The 6,134-nt window shown below is 73.4% G+C and carries 6 protein-coding genes; all 6 read left to right on the forward strand.

Annotation, left to right across the window (positions count from 1 at the left end; genetic code table 11):
• Positions 1–95: 95 nt before the first annotated feature.
• Positions 96–1,220 carry a GuaB3 family IMP dehydrogenase-related protein gene (locus HGCM_RS08355; protein ID WP_019136397.1) on the forward strand — a complete coding sequence of 375 codons (1,125 nt, stop codon included), beginning with the start codon at positions 96–98 and terminating at the stop codon, positions 1,218–1,220.
• Between the two features lie 370 nt (positions 1,221–1,590).
• Entirely contained in the window at positions 1,591–2,352 is a 762-nt protein-coding gene (locus tag HGCM_RS08360) for a DeoR/GlpR family DNA-binding transcription regulator (protein ID WP_019136398.1), read from the forward strand.
• Positions 2,353–2,422: 70 nt separating this feature from the next.
• Positions 2,423–3,463, forward strand: coding sequence for a zinc-dependent dehydrogenase (locus HGCM_RS08365; RefSeq protein WP_019136399.1), 1,041 nt, complete (start codon positions 2,423–2,425; stop codon positions 3,461–3,463).
• Positions 3,464–3,541: 78 nt separating this feature from the next.
• Positions 3,542–5,140, forward strand: a complete 1,599-nt coding sequence (locus HGCM_RS17565) for a PTS mannitol transporter subunit IIBC (RefSeq protein WP_040399024.1) — start codon at positions 3,542–3,544, stop codon at positions 5,138–5,140.
• On the forward strand, positions 5,137–5,571 hold the full coding sequence (locus HGCM_RS08375; RefSeq protein WP_019136401.1) for a PTS mannitol transporter subunit IIA: 435 nt from the start codon (positions 5,137–5,139) through the stop codon (positions 5,569–5,571). Before HGCM_RS17565 ends, HGCM_RS08375 begins: the two co-directional genes overlap by 4 nt.
• A 70-nt stretch (positions 5,572–5,641) precedes the next feature.
• Positions 5,642–6,134: 1-phosphofructokinase family hexose kinase (locus HGCM_RS17570; RefSeq protein WP_019136402.1), on the forward strand; the 493-nt coding region annotated here is incomplete at its 3' end.

The raw sequence follows: 6,134 nt of genomic DNA on the forward strand, positions 1-6,134 counted from the left end.
CCCCGGGCGCGCCGCCGCCCGCGCGTCCCGCCCGCCGCCGGTCTCGGCGCGAGGGGCGTGCGTGCCGGTGGGAGGGGCGCCGGTAGCCTGGGGCGGTGAGCAACGAGATCGAGATCGGGCGCGGCAAGCGGGGTCGGCGCGCATACTCCTTCGACGACGTCGCGGTGGTGCCCTCGCGGCGTACCCGCAGCCCCGAGGAGGTCTCGGTCGGCTGGCAGATCGACGCCTACCACTTCGAGCTCCCCGTGGTCGCGGCGCCGATGGACTCCGTGATGAGCCCGGCGACGGCGGTCGCGCTGGGCCGGCTCGGCGGCCTGGGCGTGCTCGACCTCGAGGGCCTGTGGACGCGGTACGACGACCCCGAGCCGCTGCTCGCCGAGGTCGCCGCGCTCGACGCCGCGCGCGCGACGAGCCGCATGCAGGAGATCTACGCCGCGCCGATCCGGCCCGAGCTCATCACCGCGCGCCTGCAGGAGATCCGGGCCGCGGGCGTCACCGTCGCGGGCGCCCTGAGCCCTCAGCGCACGCAGGAGCACTGGCGGACGGTCGTCGACGCGGGCGTCGACCTGTTCGTCATCCGCGGCACCACGGTCTCGGCCGAGCACGTGTCGGGCGTCGCCGAGCCGCTCAACCTCAAGCGGTTCATCTACGAGCTCGACGTGCCCGTCATCGTCGGCGGCGCGTCGACGTACACCGCGGCGCTGCACCTCATGCGCACCGGTGCGGCGGGTGTGCTCGTCGGCTTCGGCGGCGGCGCCGCCCACACGACCCGCACGTCGCTGGGCATCCACGCCCCGATGGCGACCGCGGTCGCGGACGTCGCGGCGGCCCGGCGGGACTACCTCGACGAGTCCGGCGGCCGGTACGTGCACGTCATCGCCGACGGCGGCGTGGGGCGCTCCGGCGACCTGGTCAAGGCCGTCGCGTGCGGTGCGGACGCGGTCATGCTCGGCGCGGCCCTCGCCCGCGCGACCGAGGCGCCCGGCCGGGGCTGGCACTGGGGCCCCGAGGCGCACCACCCCGAGCTGCCCCGCGGCGAGCGGGTGGAGGTGGGCCAGGCCGGCTCGCTCGAGCAGATCCTCTTCGGCCCGGGCCGCACCGCCGACGGCACGCTGAACCTCATCGGCGCGCTCCGCCGCGCGATGGCGACGACGGGGTACTCGGACCTCAAGGAGTTCCAGCGGGTGGAAGTCGTGATCAGCCCGTACCAGCCGCGCTGACCGGGGGTCCGCATCCCGAAGGCCGCGGACGACCGGTGATCAGCCCGTACCAGCCGCGCTGAACCGGAGTCCGCACACGGAAGGCCGCGGACGACCGGTGATCAGCCCGTACCAGCCGCGCTGACCGGCCCGGGCCGTTGCGGCCGCGCCGATGTCCGAACAGGTCCGAAGTCCCGCCCTCCGGTGGGACCTCGGGCCTGTTCTGCTGTGTCCAGCGCATGCCTCGCGCCGTTCGGATGTTGGTTTACCCCCGTCTGTGTCCGTTCACGCTTGACGTGGCGCGCATCACTTGGCATCGTCGTCGGTGGGCGACACGGCCGTCGCCCGCCGGCCACGGGCCGGGGACGCACGACGAGGACCGGACGAGGGCATGTACGCACCGGAGCGGCACCAGCAGATCCTGAACCGCGCCCGCACCGAGGGGCGGGTCGACGTGGCCGGCCTCGCCGCCGAGCTCGACGTCACCCCGGAGACCGTCCGCCGCGACCTGTCGGCGCTCGAGCGGCTCGGGCTCGTGCGGCGGGTCCACGGCGGCGCCATCCCCGTCGAGCGGCTCGGCATCGAGCCCGGCGTGGCGGACCGCGAGCGCGTGCTGTCGGGGGAGAAGGAGCGCATCGCCAAGGCGGCGCTCGACGAGCTGCCCGACGGCGGTGCCGTCATCCTCGACGCCGGCACGACGACGGTCCGGCTCGCCGAGATGCTCCCGCAGGACCGCGAGCTCACGGTCGTCACCCACGCGCTGCCCGTCGCGACGGTCCTCGCCGCGCGCCCGAACATCACGCTGCACCTCGTCGGCGGCACGATCCGCGGCCGGACGCTCGCGGGAGTCGGGGTGTGGGCGGAGCGGGCGCTCGCCGACGTGCGCGTGGACGTGACGTTCCTCGGCACGAACGGCCTGACGGTCGCCAACGGCCTCACGACGCCGGACCTCGCGGAGGCCGCGGTCAAGCGGGCCCTCGTCGCCGCGGGGCGCCGCACGGTCGTCCTCGCGGACCACACGAAGGTCGGCCGCACCGACCTGGCCATCGTCGCGCCGCTGAGCAGCGTCGACACGTTCATCACCGACACCGGGCTCGACAACGAGACGACCGACGAGATCGAGTCGGCCGGCCCGCGCGTCGTCCGCACGTAGGGACCGCGGCCCCGGCCGCCCGTCCCCGACACCGCCGCGCCTCACGAGGGCGCACCACCGAAGGAGAACGATGAAGGTCTTCCGCTTCTACGCCCCCGGAGACGTCCGCCTCGAGGACGCCCCCGAGCCCACGGCCGCCGCGGGCGAGATCAAGATCCGCGTGCGGGCGTGCTCGATGTGCGGCACCGACGTCAAGATCTCCCAGGCCGGGCACCTGCGCATCCGCCCGCCGCGCGTCATGGGGCACGAGATCGCGGGCGAGATCGTCGAGCTCGGCGAGGGCGTCGAGGGCTGGGCGGTCGGCGACCGCGTGCAGGTCATCGCCGCGATCCCGTGCGGCGAGTGCGACTACTGCACCTCGGGCCTCATGACGATCTGCCCGAACCAGGTCTCGATGGGCTACGACTTCGACGGCGGGTTCGCGCCGTACATGATCGTGCCGCCGGCGGTCCTCAAGGTCGACGGCCTCAACCGGATCCCGGACGGCGTGGGCTTCGCCGAGGCGTCGGTCGCCGAGCCGTTCGCCTGCGCGATCAACGCCCAGGAGCTGATCGACGTGCACGACGGCGACGTGGTGGTGGTCGTCGGCTCGGGCCCGATCGGCTGCCTGCACGTGCGCCTGGCGCGCGCCCGCGGCGCGAAGCAGGTCTACCTCGTCGAGCTCAGCCGTGAGCGGCTCGACCTCGCCGCGGCGGTCGTGCAGCCCGACGCCGCGATCTGCTCGGCGGAGACCGACCCGGTCGAGGCCGTGCGCGCGCTCACGGACGGTCGCGGTGTCGACGTCGTCATCACCGCCGCCGCGTCCGGCGCGGCCCAGGAGCAGGCGCTGCAGATGCTCGCCCCGCGCGGCCGGTTCTCGCTGTTCGGCGGTCTGCCCAAGGACAGGCCGACGATCACGCTCGACTCGAACGTCGTGCACTACAAGGAGCTGATGCTCATGGGTGCCAACGGGTCGAGCCCCGCCCACAACAAGCAGGCACTCGCCCTCATCGCCGACGGCTCCGTGCCGGTCAGCGACCTCATCACCCACCGCCTCCCCCTGGACCAGGTGGCCGAGGGCATCGACATCGTCCGTCAGGGCACGGGCATCAAGGTCACGATCGAGCCCTGACCCCCGGGCCCGACGCGACCGCGCAACGCAAGGTCACAGAGATCAACGACGATCCACAGAGCGGAGTGTGAGCCGGAGATGGCCACAGCTGTAGCGGGTACCCCCACCGTGTCGCGGGGCAAGGCCGCTCAGGTGCGCGTGCAGAAGTTCGGCGCGTTCCTGACCGGCATGATCATGCCGAACCTCCCGGCGTTCCTGGCCTGGGGCCTCATCACGGCCCTGTTCATCGCCGTGGGCTGGGCGCCCAACGGGGTGCTGGGCGGCTTCGGGAACGCCGACCTGCCCGGTGCGTGGCAGGGCGCCGCCACCCAGCTGGCGCTCGCGGAGGACGGGTCGACGTTCCACCAGTACCTGGGCCTCGTGGGCCCGATGGTGACGTTCCTCCTGCCGCTGCTCATCGCGAACGCGGGCGGCCGGATCGTGTACGGCGAGCGCGGCGGCGTCATCGGCTGCATCGCCACCCTCGGCGTCATCGTGGGCTCGACCGTGCCGATGTTCCTCGGCGCGATGATCGTCGGCCCGCTCGCGGCCTGGATCATGAAGAAGATCGACGCCCTCTGGGACGGCAGGATCAAGCCGGGCCTCGAGATGCTCGTCAACATGTTCTCCGGCGCGATCGTCGGCGGCGCCCTCTCGATCGCCGCGTTCTTCGGGATCGCTCCGTTCGTCACCGGCGTCAGCACGGTGCTGGGCAACATGGTGAGCTGGCTCGCCGACCACCACCTGCTGCCGGCCATGAGCCTCATCGTCGAGCCGGCCAAGGTGCTCTTCCTCAACAACGCCATCGGCAACGGCGTGCTGGTGCCGCTCGGCGCGCAGCAGTCCGCCGAGACCGGCCGCTCACTGCTGTTCCTCGTCGAGGCGAACCCCGGGCCGGGCCTGGGCATCCTGCTGGCCTACACGCTGTTCGGCATCGGCGCGGCGCGCTCCACGGCGCCGGGCGCGATCGTCGTCCAGTTCATCGGCGGCATCCACGAGGTGTACTTCCCGTTCGTGCTCATGAAGCCGGTGCTCATCGTCGCCGCGATCCTCGGCGGCGCGACCGGCATCGCGACGAACGTGGTGTTCGGCTCCGGGCTCGTCGGGCCGGCCGCACCGGGCTCGATCATCGCGGTGTTCGCCCAGACGGCGAAGGGGAGCTTCGTCGGCGTCGCCCTGTCGGTGCTGCTGTCGGCCACCGTGGCGTTCGTCGTCGCCTCGATCATCCTGCGGGCCACCCGCAAGCGTGACCTGGCGGCGGGCCAGAGCGGCGACCTCGAGGCGGCGATCGCCCAGACCGAGGCGAACAAGGGCAAGTCCAGCGCGGCCCTGTCCGCCCTCAAGGCGGAGGACGCCACGGCGCACGCGGCCGGCGGCGGCGTCGCGACGGCGGTCAAGCCCATCCGGACGATCGTGTTCGCGTGCGACGCGGGCATGGGCTCGTCGGCGATGGGCGCGAGCGTCCTGCGGGACAAGCTGCGCAAGGCGGGCGTCGAGGGCGTCACGGTCGTCAACAAGGCGGTCGCGAGCCTCGAGGACGACGCGGACATCGTCATCAGCCAGCGCGAGCTGACCGACCGGGCGCGTCACCGCGCGCCCACGTCGCGGCACGTCTCGGTGGACAACTTCATGAACAGCCCGGTCTACGACCAGGTCGTCCAGGAGACCAAGGAGTCGCAGGGAGGCGCATCGGCATGAGCGGCGTGCTGACGAAGGACCTCGTCGTGGTGTCGGGCTCCGCCCGGACGCGGGACGACGCGATCCGCGAGGCGGGCGGCCTGCTCGTCGCCGCGGGGGCCGTGACGCCCGCGTACGTGGACGCGATGGCCGAGCGGGAGCGCACGGTGTCGACGTTCATGGGCAACGGGCTCGCGATCCCGCACGGCACGAACGAGTCGAAGGGCACGATCGTGCGGTCGGCGGTGTCGCTGGTCCGCTACGACGAGCCTCTCGACTGGGGCGGGAACCCCGTCCGGGTCGTCGTCGGCATCGCCGGCAAGAACGACGAGCACCTCGACATCCTCGGCAAGATCGCGGTCGTGTTCTCCGACGAGGACGAGGCGCGGCGCGTCCTGGACGCCACGAGCGTGGACGAGCTCTACGACGTCCTCGGCGCCGTCAACGACTGACCGCCGGTCCACCGCCCCCGGCGCGGGCCCACGAGGCCCGCGCCGGGGGACGTCCCTCAGGAGCACACCCGTGATCATCACCGTCACGCCCAACCCGAGCCTCGACCGCACGTTCGACGTCGAGCGGCTCGAGGTCGGCGAGGTCAACCGTGCGCACGGCACCCACGTGCACGCCGGGGGCAAGGGGATCAACGTCTCCCGCGCCCTCGCGCGGCACGGGGTGCGGACCCGGGCCGTGCTGCCCGTGGGCGGCACGGACGGGGCGGAGCTGACATCCCTGCTCGGCACGCTGGGCGTCGAGTCGCACGCCGTCCCGGTGAGCGGGACGACGCGCTCGAACGTCGCGGTCGTCGACGCGGCGGGCTGCACCACGAAGGTCAACGCGGCCGGCCCGGCGCTGAGCGACGCCGAGGTCGACGCCCTCGTGGCGGCCGTCGAGGCCGAGCTCGACGGCGTCGGGCCCGACGGCTGGCTCGTCGTCGCGGGCAGCGCGCCCCGCGGCGCCGGGGCCGACCTCTACCCGCGGCTGGTCGCCGCGGCCACGCGGCGGGGGTGGCGTCGCG

Source organism: Cellulomonas massiliensis JC225 (assembly GCF_000312005.1).
GTDB lineage: Bacteria > Actinomycetota > Actinomycetes > Actinomycetales > Cellulomonadaceae > Cellulomonas > Cellulomonas massiliensis.

Bases quoted from the DNA above. Each gene is read 5' to 3' on its own strand.
- HGCM_RS08360 (WP_019136398.1), top strand. From the start codon at position 1,591: ATGTACGCACCGGAGCGGCACCAGCAGATCCTGAACCGCGCCCGCACC.
- HGCM_RS08365 (WP_019136399.1), top strand. From the start codon at position 2,423: ATGAAGGTCTTCCGCTTCTACGCCCCCGGAGACGTCCGCCTCGAGGAC.
- HGCM_RS17565 (WP_040399024.1), top strand. From the start codon at position 3,542: ATGGCCACAGCTGTAGCGGGTACCCCCACCGTGTCGCGGGGCAAGGCC.
- HGCM_RS08375 (WP_019136401.1), top strand. From the start codon at position 5,137: ATGAGCGGCGTGCTGACGAAGGACCTCGTCGTGGTGTCGGGCTCCGCC.